Annotated in this window: 17 protein-coding genes; 12 read left to right on the top strand and 5 right to left on the bottom strand. The window is 72.5% G+C overall.

The features are described 5' to 3' along the window. Positions 1–290: 290 nt before the first annotated feature. On the top strand, positions 291–2,153 hold the full coding sequence (locus EYA84_RS10100; protein ID WP_131052774.1) for an adenylyl cyclase: 1,863 nt from the start codon (positions 291–293) through the stop codon (positions 2,151–2,153). A 54-nt stretch (positions 2,154–2,207) separates the two neighbouring features. Here EYA84_RS10100 and EYA84_RS10095 read toward each other — a convergent pair whose 3' ends face one another. The 3 genes from EYA84_RS10095 to EYA84_RS10085 all read right to left on the bottom strand — a co-directional run bounded on the left by EYA84_RS10095 (position 2,208) and on the right by EYA84_RS10085 (position 5,245). Continuing rightward, positions 2,208–2,705, bottom strand: a complete 498-nt coding sequence (locus EYA84_RS10095; protein WP_131052773.1) for a GNAT family N-acetyltransferase — start codon at positions 2,703–2,705, stop codon at positions 2,208–2,210. 165 nt (positions 2,706–2,870) lie between these two features. Further along, positions 2,871–4,052 (bottom strand): macrolide family glycosyltransferase, encoded by a 1,182-nt coding sequence (locus EYA84_RS10090; protein WP_131052772.1) that lies wholly within the window; start codon positions 4,050–4,052, stop codon positions 2,871–2,873. Between the two features lie 17 nt (positions 4,053–4,069). Next, positions 4,070–5,245: an acyl-CoA dehydrogenase family protein gene (locus tag EYA84_RS10085; protein WP_131052771.1), complete on the bottom strand. Its 1,176-nt coding sequence runs from the start codon at positions 5,243–5,245 to the stop codon at positions 4,070–4,072. A 128-nt stretch (positions 5,246–5,373) separates the two neighbouring features. Here EYA84_RS10085 and EYA84_RS10080 point away from each other — a divergent pair, with 128 nt between their 5' ends. From EYA84_RS10080 to EYA84_RS10070, 3 genes are read left to right on the top strand one after another with little or no spacing between them, the layout of a single operon-like run. Then, positions 5,374–6,039, top strand: a complete 666-nt coding sequence (locus tag EYA84_RS10080; protein WP_131052770.1) for a TetR/AcrR family transcriptional regulator — start codon at positions 5,374–5,376, stop codon at positions 6,037–6,039. A 37-nt stretch (positions 6,040–6,076) separates the two neighbouring features. Then, positions 6,077–7,495, top strand: coding sequence for an aldehyde dehydrogenase family protein (locus EYA84_RS10075; RefSeq protein ID WP_131052769.1), 1,419 nt, complete (start codon positions 6,077–6,079; stop codon positions 7,493–7,495). Continuing rightward, positions 7,492–8,568: a zinc-binding dehydrogenase gene (locus EYA84_RS10070; protein ID WP_131052768.1), complete on the top strand. Its 1,077-nt coding sequence runs from the start codon at positions 7,492–7,494 to the stop codon at positions 8,566–8,568. The genes EYA84_RS10075 and EYA84_RS10070 overlap by 4 nt, the downstream gene beginning before the upstream one ends. Before the next feature lie 83 nt (positions 8,569–8,651). On the opposite strand, the gene EYA84_RS10065 is transcribed toward EYA84_RS10070, so the two are convergent. Continuing rightward, positions 8,652–10,238: an alpha/beta hydrolase-fold protein gene (locus tag EYA84_RS10065; protein ID WP_131052767.1), complete on the bottom strand. Its 1,587-nt coding sequence runs from the start codon at positions 10,236–10,238 to the stop codon at positions 8,652–8,654. Positions 10,239–10,595: 357 nt separating this feature from the next. Here EYA84_RS10065 and EYA84_RS10060 point away from each other — a divergent pair, with 357 nt between their 5' ends. The 7 genes from EYA84_RS10060 to EYA84_RS10025 all read left to right on the top strand — a co-directional run bounded on the left by EYA84_RS10060 (position 10,596) and on the right by EYA84_RS10025 (position 17,711). Continuing rightward, positions 10,596–11,339 (top strand): FadR/GntR family transcriptional regulator, encoded by a 744-nt coding sequence (locus tag EYA84_RS10060; RefSeq protein ID WP_131052766.1) that lies wholly within the window; start codon positions 10,596–10,598, stop codon positions 11,337–11,339. Positions 11,340–11,416: 77 nt separating this feature from the next. Beyond that, positions 11,417–12,460, top strand: coding sequence for an aromatic ring-hydroxylating dioxygenase subunit alpha (locus tag EYA84_RS10055; protein ID WP_131052765.1), 1,044 nt, complete (start codon positions 11,417–11,419; stop codon positions 12,458–12,460). Continuing rightward, on the top strand, positions 12,457–12,675 hold the full coding sequence (locus EYA84_RS10050) for a hypothetical protein (RefSeq protein ID WP_131052764.1): 219 nt from the start codon (positions 12,457–12,459) through the stop codon (positions 12,673–12,675). Before EYA84_RS10055 ends, EYA84_RS10050 begins: the two co-directional genes overlap by 4 nt. Next, on the top strand, positions 12,672–13,616 hold the full coding sequence (locus tag EYA84_RS10045; protein ID WP_131052763.1) for a PDR/VanB family oxidoreductase: 945 nt from the start codon (positions 12,672–12,674) through the stop codon (positions 13,614–13,616). Before EYA84_RS10050 ends, EYA84_RS10045 begins: the two co-directional genes overlap by 4 nt. A gap of 24 nt (positions 13,617–13,640) precedes the next feature. Then, a complete protein-coding gene (locus EYA84_RS10040; RefSeq protein ID WP_176094036.1) occupies positions 13,641–14,435 on the top strand; it encodes an IclR family transcriptional regulator in 795 nt (264 codons plus the stop codon). Positions 14,436–14,503: 68 nt separating this feature from the next. Next, complete coding sequence (locus EYA84_RS32430) at positions 14,504–15,388, top strand: PaaX family transcriptional regulator C-terminal domain-containing protein (protein ID WP_161594941.1); 885 nt, start codon at positions 14,504–14,506, stop codon at positions 15,386–15,388. A gap of 226 nt (positions 15,389–15,614) precedes the next feature. Beyond that, complete coding sequence (locus EYA84_RS10025) at positions 15,615–17,711, top strand: DUF6351 family protein (RefSeq protein WP_131052761.1); 2,097 nt, start codon at positions 15,615–15,617, stop codon at positions 17,709–17,711. A 77-nt stretch (positions 17,712–17,788) separates the two neighbouring features. Here the strand turns inward: EYA84_RS10025 and EYA84_RS10020 are convergent, their stop codons facing one another. Continuing rightward, a complete protein-coding gene (locus EYA84_RS10020; protein ID WP_131052760.1) occupies positions 17,789–18,250 on the bottom strand; it encodes a MarR family winged helix-turn-helix transcriptional regulator in 462 nt (153 codons plus the stop codon). Positions 18,251–18,333: 83 nt separating this feature from the next. Here EYA84_RS10020 and EYA84_RS10015 point away from each other — a divergent pair. Continuing rightward, positions 18,334–18,480, top strand: a 147-nt coding sequence (locus EYA84_RS10015; protein WP_131052759.1) for an SDR family NAD(P)-dependent oxidoreductase, incomplete at its 3' end; no start/stop codon positions are given.

Here is an 18,480-nt window from a genome sequence, read left to right as displayed (position 1 = left end):
GGCCGGACCGCGACGCCCGCCACCCGGTGAGGCGTGCCGTCCCGGCCGGGTGTCGTGATCCGGCCGGGACGGCGCCGTCGGCTCTCTGCCGGGCCCACGTGGTGGACCCCCACGGAAATCGATGCGTCCCGACCATGGCGCGTGGCGCGGTTACGGGGTAGAAACATCTCGACCCCGATTTCTTCACACCGTGATACAAGTCCGCCCCAGTGGGAGAGCGCTCTCACGCAACGGGGTCCACCGCGTCGTCGGGCCGGAGATCACGCCGTCCCGACGGGAAGGACGAACGCATGCCGACTCGACCACACCGCCGGCGGCTCGGTCGCGCGCTGGCCTTCGGCCTCGTGCTGACCACCGCCGCCGTCTCCACCACCACCCCGGCCGGCGCGGGACCGCCCCGCCCGGTCACCCCGAACTTCGGGCCGAACGTCACGATCTTCGACCCGAGCATGCCGGTCAGCCGGATCCAGGCCACCCTCGACGCGGCCCACGCCGCGCAGGTCGACAACGAGATGGGCACCACCCGGCACGCGTACCTGTTCCGGCCGGGCAGCTACGGCACGGCCGCGCAGCCGCTCCAGATCAAGGTCGGCTACTACACCGAGATCTCCGGGCTCGGCGCCTCCCCCACCGACGTGGTCATCAACGGCAAGATCGAGGCGTACAACCGGTGCCTGACCGAGGGGGGCACCGGCAACTGCATCGCGCTGGTCAACTTCTGGCGCACGCTGTCCAACCTGTCGCTGCGCGTCAACGCCACCGGTCAGGACGACTGCCGTGCCTCGGCCAACTTCTGGGCGGTCTCCCAGGCGGTGTCGATGCGCCGACTGGACATCAGCGGCGGCGGGCTCTCGCTGATGGACTACTGCACCAACGGGCCGCAGTACGCCAGCGGCGGCTTCATCGCCGACTCCCGGCTGCCGGCCACCACCAACGGCTCCCAGCAGCAGTGGCTGACCCGCAACAGCGAGGTCGAGAGCTGGTCCAACGGGGTGTGGAACCAGGTCTTCGCCGGAGTGGTGGGCGCCCCCGACGACGACGGGTTCCCCGACCCGCCGTACACCACCCTGGACACCACACCGGTCAGCCGGGAGAAGCCGTACCTGTTCGTCGACGCCAAGGGCAAGTACCAGGTCCGGGTGCCCGCCGCCCGCCGGGACACCCGGGGTGTCACCTGGGCGAACGGGCTGACGCCGGGACGCACCATCCCGATCGGTGACTTCTTCGTCGCCAAGCCGTCCGACTCGGTGCAGACGATCAACTCGCAGCTCGCCCGAGGCAGGCACCTGCTGCTCACCCCGGGCGTGTACGACGTGGCCCGCAGCATCGAGGTACGCCGGCCCGACACCGTCGTGCTCGGCATCGGACACGCCACGCTCACCGCCGTCAAGGGAGCCGTACCGCTCGACGTCGCCGGGGTGCCCGGCGTGGTGGTCGCCGGAGTCACCATCGACGCCGGCCTCACCGAGTCGCCGGTGCTGCTGCGGGTCGGCCGCAAGCACGGCCGCGACCACAGCACGCCGAAGAACCCGACGACGCTCTCCGACGTGTACTTCCGGATCGGCGGACCGCACATCGGCAAGACCGACACCGCGCTGGAGGTCAACAGCGACCATGTCCTGATCGACCACACCTGGGTGTGGCGCGGCGACCACGGTGTGGAGGGCTTCACCGAGGGGGTCAACGGCGACACCGACCGCTGGCGGACCAACACCGGACGGTACGGCGCGGTCATCAACGGCGACCACGTCACCGCCACCGGCCTGTTCGTGGAGCACTTCCAGCGGTACAACACCGTCTGGAACGGCGAGCACGGCACCACGGTCCTCTACCAGAACGAGCTGCCGTACGACCCGCCCACGCAGGCGGACTGGATGAACGGCACGGTCAACGGGTGGGCCGGTTACAAGGTCGCCGACCGGGTGCGGCACCACACCCTGTACGGCGGCGGCGTGTACGTGTTCAACCAGAACAACCCGTCGATCCGTACCGAGAACGGATTCGAGGTGCCGGTGCGGCCCGGTGTCCGGCTGCACCACATCATGACGGTGAACCTGAGCGCCGGCACCATCGACCACGTGGTCAACGGGGTGGGCGAGGCCGCCGACATGGACCGGGTCGGCGCACCCGTCTACCTGCGCCAGTACCCGTAGGAGTGAAAGGAGGGGTCCCCTGCTAACGCCTGGTGCATAGCAGGGGACCCCTCCTTACATCACGACCGGGCTGCGGCGTTCCAGGAGGACGACGTCGCGCCAGCGGCCGTGGTGCCGGCCCACCCGTTCCCGGGTGCCGACGACGCGGAAGCCGGCCCGCCGGTGCAGCGCCAGACTGGCGACGTTCTCCGGGAAGACGCCGGACTGGATGGTCCAGACACCGGCCGCCTCGGTCGAGGCGATCAACCCGTCCAGCAGCAGCCGGGCCACGCCACGCCCCTGGGCTGCCGGATCCACGTAGACGGAGTGCTCCACCACCCCGGCGTACACCGCCCGGGTCGAGGTCGGCGACACCGCGATCCAGCCGAGCAGCACGCCGTCGGCGTCCACCGCGACCAGCCGGTGCGCCGGCAGCCGACCGGCGTCGAAGGCGGCCCAGGTCGGCGCGACGGTCTCGAAACTGGCCTGCCCGCCGTCCAACCCGGCCTGATAGATCGCCAACACCCGCTCGGCGTCCCCACCCCGCATCGGTCGAAGCCTGACGTCCGCCATGAGACTCCCATCCCCGTCATGCACAACGAGCCGGCACCCACGCCCGCCCCGATCATCGTGGCAGTGTGGCTGTCCGACACGCCGACCCGGCAACAGCCACACCGCCACGCTGACGCCGGATCACCCGCGCACCGCCACGATCACCCGCGCACCGCCACGACGGTGTCAGCGGTCGGCCAGGAAGCTCTCCACCGCCTCCGCCGCGTGCCGTACCCCGCCGTTCGCCCGCACCTCGGACCGGAGCGTGTCCAGCCGTCGCCGCAGCTCCGGGTCGTCGGCGACCGCGTCGACGGCCGTCCGCAGGGTCTGCGCGGTGACCTCGTCCGCCGGCAGCAGCCGGCCGACCCCGGCCGCCACCAGCCGGTCGGCGTTGGCGAACTGGTCCACCGCCTGTGGGATCGCCACCGTGGGTACGCCGCACCAGAGCGCCTCGGTGCAGCCGCCCATCCCGGCGTGGGTGACGAACGCCGAGGCGTGCCCCAGCACCATCACCTGCGGCACCCGGCGGTGCACCTCGACGTTGGCCGGCTGTGGACCCAGCTCGGCCGGGTCCACCTTGTCGCCGACCGCGAGCACCACGTGCCAGCGGGAGTCGGCGAACCCGCTCAGGCACGCGCGGTAGACCGGCATCTGGTCGTTGTACGCGGTGCCGAAGGAGACCAGCAGCACCGGCAGTCCGTCGGCCGGTGGCGTCCAGCCCGGTTCGTCGAGCCGGGCGGGGTCGAGGCACGGGCCGACGAACCGTACGCGCTGGCGCGACACCCGGTCGGCGTGCGGCTGCATCGCCTCGGGGATCAGGGCGAGGACGTGCGGCGGACGGCTCAGGAACACGTGCCCGTCCTGGTGGACGCCGTTCTCGGCAAGCCACCGGTCCAGCGTGGCGTAGTAGTCGCGCCCGGACTCCGAGGCACGCAGGGCGGTGAAGAACTCCGCCATGTCCTCGTCGTAGCCGTCCCAGGCGACCATCGCGGGCGACAGTTGCACGGCCGGTACGCCGTACCTGGTGCCGAGCAGCGGTCCCGCCAGCCCGCCGATGTCGTACAGCACGAGGTCCGGCCGGTCCTCGTCGTAGCGGGCGGTCAGCCGGGGCAGCACCGCCACGGCCTCGTCGAGGAAGATCCGCATCGCCGCACCCGGGTCCTCCGGCCAGGCCGTGTCGCCCAGCGGCAGGATCGTCGGGTGGGCGAGCGGCTCCGCGCCGGTCGACGCGACCAGGTCGGTCAACGGTGCGCCGATCGCGTACGTGACGCGGTGGCCCCGGTCCACGAGTTCGCGGATCAGGGCCAGCGAGGGATAGACGTGACTCGGCGCGGTGCTGCCGATCATGGCGATGTGGCGAGCGGACATGACGACGATTCTGACGACTACCCGGCCAGATGCCCGCCGATTTTCGTGTACCCCCGCAGCAGGTCGCGGGCGATGATCAGCCGCTGCATCTCGTCGGTGCCCTCGAAGATGCGATAGAGCCGCACCTGCCGGTACCAGCGTTCGATCGGCAGCTCCCGGGTGTAGCCCATGCCGCCGTGGATCTGGAGCACCCGGTCCACCACCCGGTTGACCATGCCGGCGCCGTAGAGCTTCGCCATCGAGGAGGCGTGTCGCGGGTCCAGGCCCGCGTCGACCGTCCAGGCGGCACGCAGGATCAGCCACCGGGCCGCCTCCAGCTCGGTCTCCGAGTCGGCGATCATCCACTGGATGGCCTGGTTGGTGCCGATCTTCTTGCCGAAGGTCTCGCGCGTGTTGGCGTGCTCGATCGCCATCCGCAGCGCCCGTTCGGCGATACCGACGGCGTGCGAGGGGATGGTGTACCGCCCCTTGCCGATCCACTCCATGCCGAGGGCGAAGCCCTGGCCGATCTCGCCGAGGATGTTGCGGTGCGGCACCCGTACGTCGTCGAAGACCAGCGACGCCGGCCCGCCCTCGCCCATCGTCGGGATGAACTCCGACCGCCAGCCCATCGCCCGGTCCACCAGGAACGCGGTCGCCCCGCCGTTGCGGGCGCCACGCTCGGGATCGGTGACGGCGATGACGATGGCGAAGTCGGCCTCGTTGCCGCCGGTGATGAAGGTCTTCTCGCCGTTGAGGATCCAGTCGTCACCGTCGCGGCGGGCGCTGAACCGGATGTTGGCCGCGTCCGAGCCGGCGCCCGGTTCGGTGATGGCGAAGCAGGAGAGCCGCTCCCCCTCGATGGTGGGCAGCAGGAACTCCTTCTGCTGCTCGTCGGTGGCGTGGAAGAGGATGTTGTCGGCCTCGCCGCCGAACCGGAACGGCACGAACGTACGGCCGATCTCGGTCCAGATCAGCGACTGGACGACGGCGGGCAGTTCCATGCCGCCGTACCGCTGCGGGGTGGCCAGGCCCCAGAAGCCGAAGGCACGCGCCTTGAGCTGCAACTCGCGCAGCTCGGCGCGTTCCAGGCCGGGCTGGTGGGCCCGTTCCCGGCGCAGCAGCTCCTGTTCCAGCGGCATGACCTCGCGGGCGATGAAGTCGCGGGCGGTGTCGCGGATGGCCCGTTCCTCGTCGGACAGTCCGAAGTCCATGTGCTCACCCGTCCTTTCGGTTGGGCTGGTGACGTCTCTGCGTTTAAACTAGCGCTGCAAGTTTTCGGCTGTCCAGACCTGCGGTGTGGCAGAGTTCCGGACGGAGCACCCACCCGAGGAGGAAGCCCATGCCCCGGCCACGACAGGCGCTGCTCAGCCGGGAGCGGATCGTCGAGGCCGCCGTGGCGCTGATCGACGCCGACGGGCTGGCCGGGTTCTCCACCCGCCGGCTCGCCGCCGAACTCGGCGTCCGGGGACCGTCGCTCTACAACCACTTCGCCACGAAGGACGCGATCCTCGACGCGGTGGCGGACAGCATCACCGGCCGGGTGGACGTGTCGTACTTCGGCGCGGTCGACTGGCGGGTGGCGCTGCGCCGGTGGGGACACACCTATCGGGCGGCCCTGGCCGCCCACCCGAACATCGTGCCGCACCTGGCGCAGGGTCCCGGGCGGCGACCGGCGGCGCTGGCGATGGCCGACGCCGTCTACGGCGGGCTCGTCACGGCGGGCTGGCCACCGGCGCGGGCCACCCACATCGGCGCGCTGATGCGCTACTTCGTGACCGGCTCGGCGCTCGGCTCGTTCGCCCGGGGCTTCGTCGAGGACCCGAGCGTCTACGCCGACCAGTACCCGCACCTGAGCCAGGCGCACCGGCTCGCCGAGCACCAGCAACAGGTCGACGAGGGCGCCTTCACGCTCGGCCTGGACGCCCTGATCGAGGGCTTGTCCCACAGCTACGAACGCGCCGTCGGCCCGCTGCCACCCCTCCCGTCGACCGACGAGGCGTACTAGGGTCAAAACTTCCACTGCTAGGCGAGGTGAGGGCCGCATGGATCTCGCACGGACGGACTTCTACCTGGACGGGCGCTGGGTGCCCCCGAGCGGCGCGGAGTCGTTGGAGGTGCACGACCCGACGACCGAGGAGGTCGTCGCGACCGTCCCGGCCGGCACCGCCGAGGACGTGGACCGGGCGGTGGCCGCCGCCCGCGCGGCTTTCGGGAGCTGGTCCGCGACCGACCCGGCGGACCGGGCCGCCCACCTCGACCGACTGCACGCCGAGCTGACCGCGCGCGCCTACGACATCGCCCGCACCGTCGTGCGGGAACTCGGCACTCCGCTCAAGGTCGCCACCCGGGTGCAGACCGGCCTGCCGCTGACCGTGCTGCGCAGCTACGTCGACCTGGCCGCCCGGCCGCCGGCACCGGAGACGGTCGGCAACTCACTGGTGGTCCGCGAGCCGGTGGGTGTGGTCGGCGCGATCACCCCGTGGAACTACCCGCTGCACCAGATCGTGGCCAAACTCGCGCCGGCGCTGGCCGCCGGGTGCACGGTGGTGCTGAAGCCGAGCGAGCTGACACCGCTGACGGCGTACCTCCTCGTCGACGCCGTGCACGCGGCGGGCCTGCCGCCGGGCGTGGTCAACCTGGTCACCGGCACCGGTCCGGTGGTGGGCGAGGCCATCGCCGCCCACCCCGACGTGGACCTGGTCTCCTTCACCGGCTCCACCGCCACCGGTCGACGCGTCGCGCACCTCGCCGCCGACCGGATCGCCCGGGTCGCACTGGAACTCGGCGGCAAGTCGGCCAACGTGATCCTGGACGACGCCGACCTGACCACCGCGGTCAAGGTCGGTGTCGGCAACGCCTTCCTCAACTCGGGGCAGACCTGCACCGCGTGGACCCGGATGCTGGTGCAGCGGGCCCGCTACGACGAGGCCCTCGACCTGGTGGCCAAGGCCGCCGAGGGCTACCAGGTCGGCGACCCCCTCGAACCGGCCACCCGGCTCGGTCCGCTGGTCTCGGCGCAGCAGCGGGACCGGGTCCGCGCGCACGTCGCCCGGGGCCTGGCCGACGGCGGCCGGCTGGTCGTCGGTGGGCCCGACGCCCCGGTGCCGGACCGGGGCTTCTTCGTCGCCCCGACGGTGATCGCCGACGTCGACCCGGACAGCGCCCTCGCGCAGGAGGAAGTCTTCGGGCCGGTGCTGGCGGTGATCCCGGTCGACGACGACGACCACGCCGTGGCGGTCGCCAACAACTCCCGCTACGGTCTGGCCGGCGCGGTCTGGTCCGCCGACGAGGAACGGGCGCTGCGGGTGGCCCGGCGGCTGCGGACCGGTGCCGTCGACATCAACGGGGCGCCGTTCAACCCGATGGCCCCGTTCGGCGGCTACAAGCAGTCCGGTCTCGGGCGCGAGCTGGGCAGCCACGGGCTGGCGGAGTTCTGCGAGATCAAGGCGATCCAGCGGTGAGAGGTCTGGTGGCCAGGGCCGCCGACGCACCGCTGCGGGTGGAGCCGGTCGAGCTGCCGGAGACCGGCCCCGGCCAGGTACGCGTCCGCATCCGGGCCTCCGGTGTCTGCCACTCCGACCTGTCCATGGCGGACGGCACCCTGACCGCGCCGTACCCGCTGCTGCTCGGACACGAGGCGGCCGGCGTGGTGGCGGAGGTCGGTGACGGCGTGGACCGGGTGGCCCCCGGCGACCACGTGGTGCTCAACTGGGCGCCGGCCTGCCGGTCCTGCTGGTTCTGCCGGCGCGACGAGCCCTGGCTGTGCCGGCGCAACGGGGCACCGGCCGTGGCGCGCGGACACACCCTGGACGGTCGGCCGCTGCACGTCACGCTCGGGCTGGGCGCGCTCGCCGAGCAGGTGCTGGTGCCGCAGGAGGCCGCCGTGGCAGTGCCGTCCGCGCTGCCGTTCCCGGCCGCCGCGCTGCTCGGCTGTGCGGTGCTCACCGGGGTCGGCGCGGTGCGGCGTACCGCGCGGGTGGCGGCCGGCGACTCGGTCGCGGTGATCGGTCTCGGCGGGGTCGGGCTGTCGGCGGTGGCCGCCGCGCGTGCGGCCGGTGCGGCTGTGGTGATCGGGGTGGACGTCGCCCCCGCCAAGGCCGAGTTGGCCGCCGCCGCGGGCGCCACCGACTTCCTGCTCGCGGACGACTCGCTGGTCCGCGCGGTCCGGGGACTGACCGGCGGCCGGGGCGTCGACCACGCGGTGGAGTGCGTCGGGCGGTCCGCCACGATCCGCAGCGCCTGGCAGAGCACCCGCCGGGGTGGCCAGGTCGTCGTGGTGGGGATGGGCGGCAAGGACGACATCGTCGGCCTGAGCGCGTTGGACATCTTCCACTCCGCGCGGACGCTGCGTTCCTCGGTCTACGGCTCCTCGGACCCCGACCGGGACGTGCCCGAGCTGGCGCGGGCGGTGCTCGACGGCACGCTCGACCTGAGCTACCTGGTCACCGACCGGGCCACCCTCGACGAGGCGCCGGCGGCGTTCGCCCGGATGGCGCGGGGCGAGGGCGCCCGGACGGTGGTCGAGTTCGACTGAGCGCCTGCGGGCCGGTGGACGACGACGGTCCGTGATGACATCCCTCGAAGGAGTGCCACCACGGACCGGTCGGGCGCGTCGGGTCAGCCGGCCTGGGCCGGGCTGCTCTGCGCGGTGTTGTAGAGGCTGTCACCCTGGTAGCGGGCGGTCACCGGCTCGGTCAGCGGGCCGCTGACGTTGCCCTTGAACTCGGCGACGCCGTTGCGCACGGTCGCCGAACCGAGGCGCTTGTCGCCGACGTAGAAGTCGACCTTGCCGGAGGGCTTACGGTCGCTGGTGGTCACCGAGGCCACCTCGGCGGTGGCGATGACGCGGTACCGGTGCGAGTTGCCGGCCCGGATCGACTCGACGTCCAGGTCGACGGTGGTGCTCCGGAACGCGACGGTCCGCAGGTAGTCGTTGAGCATCTGCCGCCACACGTCCCAGACGTGCACACCGTCGATGTTGAACTCGGTCACCTCGACACCGGCCGCACGCCAGTTCTCGGTGCGGGCGACCGAGTCGGGCGCGATGTTGATCAGCCAGTCCTGCAGGCCGGTGCCGACGTGGATGCCGCCGGACACGGCCTTCATCCGCGCCACCTGCTCCGCGGAGGGGTTCACCGCACCGCCGGCCGCACCCCACGCGCCGTGGTAGCCGACCAGGTCGGTGTTGTCGTACAGCAGCGTGATGGCACGGGCCCCACCGGCGGAGAGACCCCCGAAGGCGCGGTCCTGGGCCTGGGTGGAGACGTGGTAGTTCTTCTCCACGAACGGGATGACGTTGTTCCGCAGCTCGTCGACGTAGCCCTGGTTGCCGTCGGGCAGGCCGTTGAAGTCGGTCGAGACGATCACCATCGGCAGCGCCTTACGGTCCCGGATCGCGTTCTCCAGGATCTCGTGGGCCACGCCCTCCATGGTCCAGTCGGTGGCGTTGCCGCCGCCGCCGTGGCTGAGGTAGAGCGTCGGGTACGGGGTGGCGCGCGTAGCGTCGTAGCCGTGCGGCAGGTAGACGACCACGTCGTGCTTGCCCGCCGGGTCGGTGGACAGCGGCGAGTCGTACCAGCGCTGCTCCAGCTTGCCCGCCTTCTTGCGGTCGACCGGCGCCTGGTAGCTGTTGTCGTAGGTGGGGAAGCGCTTGCTGTTCGGCACGTAGACCCGGCTGAGCAGCGCACCCGGCGCGGTCGCGTGCGGCGTGACCTCCAGCGGGTTGGCCGGGTCCGGGTGCAGGGTGCAGCCGCTGGCCGTCGGGCTGTGACAGTCGTGGGTGAACGCGTACCGGAAGGTGCCGGAGGGCAGCGGCGTGGTGAACGTCCACACCCCGTCGCGTCCCTGCTGCATCGGCAGCGGACGCCATGGGTCGGCGAGGATGTCGCCGGGCTGCCACTGCGCGCCGGTGCGGGCGTCACCGCAGCCCACGCAGGTCACGCTCGCGGGCTGGGAGAACCACCACTCGCCGTAGATCTGGACCGACTGCACACCGGCGGGGGCCCGGTAGCGGAAGGTGACCGAGTGACCGGTGGGTGCCTGGTTGGTCTGCACGACCTTCGGTCCGAGGGCGGCGGCCGGGGCAGCGGACGCTGCGGGAGCCGCGAGGGCTCCGGAGGCGACCGTCAGGCCGGCGACGGCCGAGACGGCCAACGCGCGGCGGAGCCGGCGGGTCGGCGCGGGGTGAGGATGAGCAACGGGCATGTGTGCGTTTCCCTTCATCGGCTGGTCGACCGGTTCGTCCCGGGGATGCCGTACGGGCGACCAGTGGTGGCGTGTCGACGAGTCGGTTCTCCCCTGGTGTTCGTGGTCGGTCCGTGACGGTCCGGAGTGGACCGACGGGGACCGGACGGCGGCCAGGGCGCTCCGATCCCGGTGCGGTGCGGGGTCGCACCGGGCCCGTCGTGCGGCGCCACCTGCTGATTAACGTGATCTTCACACAAAGGTGATATCTTTGTAAACACATTGGTGACACCTTTCGCCGCCATTCCGCGCCGCACCGGACGGCCAGCGGTGCCCGGCGCGCTAGTCTCTCCGGAAGCGAGTGATCGGGGATCCTTGATGGGTGAGGCGACACGCGACGCGGCGCGGCCCGCAGCGCCCGTGCTGCACGACGCCGTGCTCGACGCGCTCGGGCTGGAGATCACCAGCGGTCGGCACGTCGCCGGAGAGGCGCTCACCCTGGAGCAGTTGCAGCACCGCTTCGGCGTCTCGCGCACCGTGATGCGGGAGGCGATGCGGATCCTGGAGTCGTTGCACCTGGTGGCCTCGCGCCGCCGGGTCGGCCTGGTGGTCCAGCCGATGCACCGGTGGCGGGTGCTCGATCCACGCGTGATCCGCTGGCGGCTCGAAGGTCCCGGCCGCGCCGCGCAGCTACGGACGCTCACCGAGCTGCGGGTGGCGGTCGAACCACTCGCCGCCGCCGGGGCCGCCCGGCACGCCACCGCCGAGGAGCGACAGCGACTCCGCGCGCTGGCCGCCCAGATGCGTCAGCTCGGCGAGGCCGGGGAGCTCGACGCGTTCCTCGCCGCCGACGTCGAGTTCCACGCACTGCTACTCCAGGCCTGCCTCAACGAGATGTTCACCGCGCTGACCGGGGTGATCGCCGAGGTGCTCGCCGGCCGGACCGAGCACGGGCTGATGCCCAAGTGCCCACGACCGGTCGCCCTGGACCTGCACGAGCAGGTCGCCAACACGGTCGCCGCCGAGGACGCCCGGGGCGCCGAGACCGCCATGCGGGCACTCGTCGAGGAGGTACGCGACGCGATCGGCACCGCCGACGCGGACCGCCCCGACTTTCACTGAGTGAGAACGCGGCTCCCGGCCGAGGGGGTGGGCCCGGGACCATCCGACTGACCGTCGTACGTCGACAGGAGGCCCGGATGCCGTTCGCACGTGACCAGTGGTACGTGGCCGCCTTCAGCAACGAGGTCGGGCGCGACCTGCTCGCCCGTACCGTGCTGGGCGAGCCGCTCGTGTTCTACCGCACCGAGTCCGGCGCGGCGGTGGCGCTCGCCGACCGGTGTGTGCACCGGCGGTACCCGCTGTCGGAGAGCCGCCTCGACGGGGACACCGTGGTCTGCGGATACCACGGCTTCACCTACGATCCGAGCGGCGCCTGCGTCTTCGTACCCGGGCAGCAGCGCATCCCCCGGACGGCGCGGGTGGCCGCGTACCCGGTGGTGGAGCAGGACACCCTGGTCTGGGTCTGGATCGGCGACCGGGACCGGGCCGACGCCTCCACCATCCCCCGGGCACCCTGGCTCGGGGACCCCCGCTACACGACGGTGCGTGGCATGGCGCCGCTGGACGCCCGGTACAGCCTGCTGGTGGACAACCTGATGGACCTGTCCCACGAGACGTACCTGCACGGCGGCTACATCGGTACGCCCGAGGTGGCGAACACGCCGATCACCACCGAGGTGGACGAGGACCGGGGCGTCGTCTACGTCAGCCGGCACATGGACGACGCGGAGTGCCCACCGTTCTATGCCCGCTCGACCGGCATCCAGGGCCGGATCACCCGCTGGCAGGACATCGAGTACCACCCGCCCTGCCTGTACGTGTTGCACAGCCGGATCGCCCCGCAGGGCGTCTACCCGCCGGCCGAGGGCGACGACGACCAGGCGTTCCACGCCGAGATCGTGTACGCCATCACCCCGTCGACCGCGCACACCACGTACGACTTCTGGGCGGTGGCGCGGGACTTCGCCGTCGACGACGAGTCGGTCAGCGAGTACCTCTACCAGAGCAACCACACCGTGGTCATGCAGGACGTCACCGCCCTGAACATCCTGGAGCGGGTGATCGCCTCCGAGCCGGAGCGCTACCAGGAACTGAGCATCAACATCGACACCGGCGGGCTGGCCGCCCGACGGCTGCTCGCCCGGATGGTCGAGTCGTCCACGGTGGAGGCGCCCCGGTGACCGCGCCGGCCGGCGGGCTCACCGGCGACCGGGTCTATCGGATCCACTGGCTGCCGGGCACCGACACGCTGCGCGGCATCTGCCACTGCGGTGCCGAGCGGATCGCCGAGGAGCCGGTGCAGTTGTGGGAGTGGCTGCTCGCCCATCCCCGGGACCACCGGCCACCGGCAGCACCCGCACCGGCACCGACGCAGCGGGTGGTGGTGCCGGCATGACCGCGACGGAGACGACGCTGGTGGTCGCCGGCCGGGAGGCGGTGGCCACCGGCGTGGTGGTGCTGACCCTGCGCCGCCCGGATGGTGGCGAGGTGCCGGGCTGGACCCCGGGCGCGCACGTCGACCTGGACCTGGGCCCCGGGCTGGTGCGCCAGTACTCGCTCTGCGGCGACCCGGCCGACCGCACCGCGCTCCAGGTGGCGGTGCACCTGGCGCCGCAGGGGCGTGGCGGTTCCCGGCACGTGCACGAACGCCTGCCGCCCGGCGCGACGGTGCGGGTGGTCGGGCCGCGCAACGCCTTCCGGCTGGTCGAGGCCGACCGGTACCTCTTCGTCGCCGGGGGCATCGGCATCACGCCGATCCGGCCGATGGTCGCCGCCGCCGACGCCGCCGGTGCCGACTGGCGACTGGTGTACGGCGGACGCAGCCGCAGCTCCATGGCCTTCGCCGCCGATCTGCGGCAGGCGTACGGCGAGCGGGTGCGCCTCTGTCCGCAGGACGAGACGGGCCTGCTCGACCTGGACACGCTGATCGGTGACCCGGCCGACGCGGTCGTCTACTGCTGCGGGCCGGAGGGGCTGATCGACGCCGTGCAGCAGCGCTGCCGGACGTGGCCACCCGGTCGGCTGCACGTCGAGCGGTTCGCCCCGGCGGCCGGGGCCGGCACGGGCGAACACGCCGTGGAGGTCGACCTCGCGCTCTCCGGCCGGACGGTGCACGTACCGCCGGGCACCTCGATCCTGGCGGCGCTGGAGCAGGCCGGTACGCAGGTGCTCTCCTCATGCCGCGAGGGCACCTGCGGCACCTGCGAGACCACCGTGCTCGACGGCACGCCGGAGCACCGCGACAGCCTGCTCACCGAGGCGGAACGGGCTGCCGGGGACACCATGCTGATCTGCGTGTCCCGGGCGCGTACCCGGCGGCTCGTGCTGGAGCTGTGACCGGTCGGCGGGGATGATGGCGGGGTGCAGGCACGGCCCGGACGCTCGGTCACCAGCAAGGTGCTGGCGCTGCTCGACGCGTTCAGCCCCGGCGAGCCGGCGCTGACCCTGAGCGAGCTGGCCCGGCGGGCCGAGCTGCCGCTGCCCACCGCGTACCGCCGGGTCGCCGAACTGGTGGCCTGGGGCGCGCTGGAACGCGGTGACGACGCGCGCTACCGGGTCGGCCTGCGCCTGTGGGAGGTCGGTTCGCTGGCGCCGCGCGGGCTGGGGCTGCGCGAGCTGGCGCTGCCGGTGCTGGAGGACCTGTACGAGGTGACCCACGAGAACGTCCAGCTCGCCGTCCGGCAGGACCTCGAACTCGTCTTCATCGAGCGGATCGCCGGACGACACGCGGTGCCGGTGCTCACCCGGGTCGGCGGTCGCTTCGCGCTGCACGCCACCGGTGTGGGGCTGGTGCTGCTGGCGCACGCACCGGCGCAGGTGCAGGAGCGGGTCCTCGCCGCGCCGTTGGAGCGGTACACCGAGCTGACCGTCACCGATCCGGTGCGGTTGCGCCGCCAGCTCGCCGAGGTGCGCCGCGCCGGGTACGCGATCAGCGACCGGCAGGTCACCATGGACGCCCTCTCCGTCGCCGCGCCGATCGCCGGGCCGGACGGGGTGGTGGCGGCGATCTCGCTGGTGGTGGCGTACGACCGGGCCGATCCGCTGGCGCTGGCGCCGCTGGTGCAGGCGGCCGGTCGGGTGGTCTCCCGGTCGCTGGGTCGCCCGTCCGCGTCGACCCGGCCGGCGCCGTTACCCCGACGCCCCCGTGGGCAGTAGTTTGTCCGGATGCGTGTTGTCCCCTGTGCGGCCCGTCGGACCGGCCCGACCGGGTCACCCGGCGCACCGTGTTGACCGAGGGCCGGGTGTGGCAGCCGGAGCCGGCCACGCCGTCGGATCGGGCGGCGGTGGGTCGGGCCCGCGCGCAGCGGCTGCTGGTGACGCTCCTCGGTGACCACTGGCACGCCGGCCGGTCCCCGCTGCCCTCCGGTGGGCTGGTCGCGGTGCTGGCCGAGTTCGGCATCGCCCCGGCCAACGCCCGGGCGACGCTGGCCCGCCTGACCCAGCGCGGCATGCTGGAACGCACCAAGGAGGGCCGGCGGACCAGCTACCGGCTGACCGAATCGGCGTCGCAGACCCTGCGCCGGGGTGCCCGGCGCATCTTCGCCAGCAGCGACTCAGACGACTGGGACGGGGTCTGGACGCTGCTCGCCTTCACCCTGCCGCTCGACGACGCGCACCAGCGCCGGCTGCTGCGGGCCCGCCTGCGCTGGCTGACGTTCTGGCCCTTGTACGACGCGACCTGGGTGACCCCGCACGACCGGTTCGACGAGGTACACGAGCAGCTCGGCGAGCTGGGTGTCACCGACGCGGTGGTGTTGCGGTCGCGGGACTTCGAGCTGCTGCCGAGCACCCGCGCCCGACTGGAGGCCGCCTGGCGCATCGACGTGCTCGCCGACGGGTACCAGCGGTTCCTGGAGCGCCACCGGACGGTGGCGCGGCGGGCCGACGCCGGTGCGGTGGGCCCGTCGGCGGCGCTGGTCGCGCGGACCGAGCTGGTCAACGACTGGCGGGCACTGGTGGGCGACGATCCGGACCTGCCGGCCCGGTTCCTGCCGGCGTCCTTTCCCCGGGCACAGGCGCGGGTGATGTTCCTGCGGACCGCGACGGCGCTGGCCGAGCCGGCGCAGCAGCGCTTCGAGGAACTGGTCCGGACTCCCGAGCGGGGCTGACCGGACACCCGAGCGGGGCTGAGCAGAGGCGACTACGCCGCCGATCTTCGCCATCCATAGATACGATGCAGAATCGTTGACGCGCGATCAGATTTCGCATTATGTTCGCCACACGTGCCTGACCAGCAGGTCCAGCCGTCCGTCTCCGGCTGAAAGGGGTCCCGTCATGCCCACCGATCGACCTCAGGAGCGCACCAGACCACGATCATGGAAGGGAGCGCTGGCCGTGGCCGCCACGGCGGCGCTGCTCGCCGGCTCCACCGCACCGGCCCTCGCCGCGCCGCCACCCCACGCAGGTCCCGCCGAGCGTGCCTTCGAGGTGACCGTCCTGTCCGGACGGGCCGACACCGTCAGCGGCGGTGACGCGCTGGTGCGCGTCGCCGTGCCGCGCACCGTACCCCCACACCACGTGAAGGTCCGGCTCGACGGCCGGGACGTCACCGACCGGTTCCGGGCCACCGACGACAAGCGCACGCTGCTCGGTCTCGTGGACGGGCTGGCGCTGGGCGCCAACGAGCTCGAGGTCCGCGCGAACGGGCAGGGCCACGGCCGCCCCCGCGCCACGCTGACCCTGCGCAACCATCCGGCCGCCGGACCGGTCATCTCCGGCCCGCACATCCCGCTGTTCTGCACCGCGTCGGGCAACCCGTGGAACCTGGGCCCGGTGGACGCGGACTGCCACGTGGCGCAACCCCGGGTCACCTACCAGTACCGCACCACCGCCGGGAGCTTCGTCGCGCTGCCGGACGGCCCGCTCCCGGCCGACGTGGCCACCACCACGACCAGCGACGGCCGCACCGTGCCGTACGTGGTCCGGGTCGAGCGCGGCACCATCAACCGCGCGGTGTACGAAATCGCCCTGCTGCACCGGCCGGGCACCGCGCCGCCGGACCCGTGGACGACCACCGACGGATGGAACGACCGGCTGGTCTACACCTTCGGCGGCGCCTGCGGCATCGGGTACACCCAGGCCACCAGCACCGGCGGGGTGATGAACCACAGCCTGCTCAGCAGGGGTTACGCGGTGGCCAGCGCGACGTTCAACGTCTTCGCCAACAACTGCAACGACGTCACCTCCGCCGAGACCGCGATGATGGTCAAGGAACACTTCGTCGAGTCGTACGGCGTACCGCTGTTCACCATGGGCTGGGGCGGCTCGGCCGGCACCATGCAGCAGTTGCTGATCGCCAACGCGTACCCGGGGATCCTGGACGGGGTCATCGGCCAGATCGGCTACCCGGACGAGCGCTCGGTGACCCTCACCGGGCACGAGTGCCGGTTCATCTCCCAGGCGGCCCCGGCGGCCGGGCTCTCCACCGCCCAGCGGACCGCGGTGACCGGCTTCGCCAGCCCGAACACCTGCGGCGGCTACCAGAACTTCGACAGCGTCGACTGGCCCGCCACCTGCCCGAGCCACGTTCCCGCCGGGCTGCGCTACCACCCGGTGACCAACCCGGACGGCATCCGCTGCGCGATGGCGGACTTCATCTCCAACGTGTACGGCGTCGACCCGACCACCGGCGCCGGGCGGCCGATCGTCCCGGACACCGTCGGCGTGCAGTACGGGCTGCGCACCCTGGACGCCGGGGTGATCAGCCCGGAGCAGTTCGTCCGGCTCAACGAGGGCATCGGTGGTCTGGACGTCGAGGGCACCCGCACCCCGCACCGCACCTCGGCGAACGTCGACGCGATCGAGGTGGCGTACGCGACCGGACGCGTCAACCAGTTCGACGGTGGTCTGCGGTGGACGCCGATCATCGAGACCCGTGGTTACACCGACCCGAGCGGTGACTTCCACGACCGCTTCCGCTCCTGGACCATGCGGGAGCGACTGCTCGCGGCCAACGGTCACGCGGACAACCACATCAGTGTCACAGGCGCGTCCGGGGCGCCCGCGTCGACGAGTCAGACGCAGGCACTGGTGGACATGGACGCCTGGTTGACCGCCCGGACGGCGTTGGCGGCGAGCCGACCCCATCTGGACGAGACGGCACTGACCCGGCTGTCCCGGCCGGCCGGGCTGGCGGACCACTGCGTCGCGGCGGACGGGGAGCGGATCGTGGAGACGTTGACCCTCGACCCGGCGGCCCGGTGCAACCAGCTCTTCCCGTTCCACCGCAACCCGCGCGTGGAGGCGGGCGGGCCGACCACTTCCGCCGTGCTCAAGTGCCGGCTTGCGCCGCTGGACCGGGCGGCGTACGGCGTCGACTTCACCGACGAGCAGTGGCAGCGGTTGCGGGCGGTCTTCCCGGACGGGGTCTGTGACTGGTCCCGGCCCGGCGTCGGTCAGGTCCCGTTGACCGGCACCTGGATCCGCTTCTGAGCGCACCGGTGTCGGGCGGCGTCATCCCCCGCCGCCCGGCACCGGCTCGCTCCGGCACCGCTCGGTCCGCCACCGGTTCAGTCCGGAAAGGCCAGCAGGCGCAGCAGTTGCGCCAGCCGGGCGTGGTCCTCGGGGGTGACCGCGGCCAGCAGGCCCAGCTCCACGGCGTGCGCGGAGGACTGGGCGCGGGCGAACAGCTCGCGCCCCTCGTCGGTGGCGACCAGGACGTTGGCGCGCCGGTCGGCGGGGTCGGTGCGGCGCTCGACCAGACCGCGTCTCTCCAGGTCGTCGATGAGCGCCACCACCTGGCTCGGGTCCAGCCGGAGGAACTCGGCCAGCTCCCGCTGGGTGGGCCGGGTGTCGTCGGCGGCCAGCGCGAGCACCGAGTACGAGCGGGCCTTCAGTCCGTGCTCGGCCAGGGCGGCGTTGGCCGCGGCGAGGGTGAGCGCGTTGGCGCGCACCAGCAGGAAGCTCAGATCCCGGCCGAGCACGCTGTCCCGCAGGCCGTCGGCCGGTCGGGCTCTCTCGGGAGGGGGCACGGCGACGATGATAGCAAGCCTTACCAATAATTGACTTTCTCAACGGTCCATGTTCCGATCGACCTCGACGCGAAGGAGTGCCCATGTCCCTGGACGGCAAAGTCGCAATCGTCACCGGAGCCGGACGCGGCCTCGGCCTCGCCTACGCACGGCAGTTGGCCGCGCAGGGCGCCGCGGTCGTGGTCAACGACGTGGACGAGCAGGCGACCGCCGACGCCGGCGCGGCGATC

Origin of the sequence: Verrucosispora sp. SN26_14.1 (genome assembly GCF_004307965.1) — a bacterium.
Classification (GTDB): domain Bacteria; phylum Actinomycetota; class Actinomycetes; order Mycobacteriales; family Micromonosporaceae; genus Micromonospora.
The sequence above is the reverse complement of the archived record's forward strand: the minus strand, read 5'-3'. Positions and strand labels throughout refer to the sequence as shown.